Origin of the sequence: Streptomyces iconiensis (assembly GCF_028657195.3) — a bacterium.
Classification (GTDB): Bacteria; Actinomycetota; Actinomycetes; order Streptomycetales; family Streptomycetaceae; genus Streptomyces; species Streptomyces iconiensis.
In genome coordinates, this window is the sequence record NZ_JANCPR020000123.1 from 1 (window position 1) to 847 (window position 847).

General features: G+C 63.8%; 1 protein-coding gene. It reads left to right on the forward strand.

Annotated elements, in window-relative coordinates:
• On the forward strand, positions 1-847 hold an 847-nt coding region (locus NMN56_RS42950; RefSeq protein ID WP_283742584.1), incomplete at both ends, for a B12-binding domain-containing protein.

Here is an 847-nt window from a genome sequence, read left to right on the forward strand (position 1 = left end):
GCGCCGCGCTCATCGCGCTGACCATCGACGAGGAGGGTCAGGCGCGCAGCGTCGAGCACAAGATCGCCATCGCCGAACGGCTCATCGCTGACCTGACCGGCAACTACGGCATCCGTGAGTCGGACATCCTCATCGACTGCCTGACCTTCACCATCTGCACCGGACAGGAGGAGTCCCGCAAGGACGGCCTCCACACCATCGAGGCCATCCGCGAGCTGAAGCGGCTCCACCCGGACGTGCAGACGACTCTGGGCCTGTCCAACATTTCCTTCGGGTTGAATCCGGCGGCGCGTATCGTCCTCAACTCCGTCTTCCTGGACGAGTGTGTGAAGGCGGGTCTGGATTCGGCGATCGTGCACGCGAGCAAGATCTTCCCCATCGCGCGGCTGGAAGAAGAGCAGGTCAAGGTCGCCGAGGACCTCATCTACGACCGCCGCTCCGAGGGCTACGACCCGCTTCAGAAGCTCATGCAGCTGTTCGAGGGTGCGACGGCGAAGTCGATGAAGGCGGGTAAGGCGGAGGAGTTGGCCGCGCTGCCGTTGGACGAGCGTTTGCAGCGGCGGATCATTGATGGTGAGCGTAATGGTCTGGAGGCGGATCTGGAGGAGGCTCTGGGTTCGCGTCCTGCGCTGGCGATCGTGAATGACACGCTGCTGGCCGGGATGAAGGTTGTGGGGGAGTTGTTCGGGTCGGGGCAGATGCAGTTGCCGTTCGTGCTGCAGTCGGCCGAGGTGATGAAGACCGCGGTGGCGTATCTGGAGCCGCACATGGAGAAGACCGACGACGACGGCAAGGGCACGATCGTGCTGGCCACGGTGCGTGGGGATGTGCACGACATCGGGAAGAA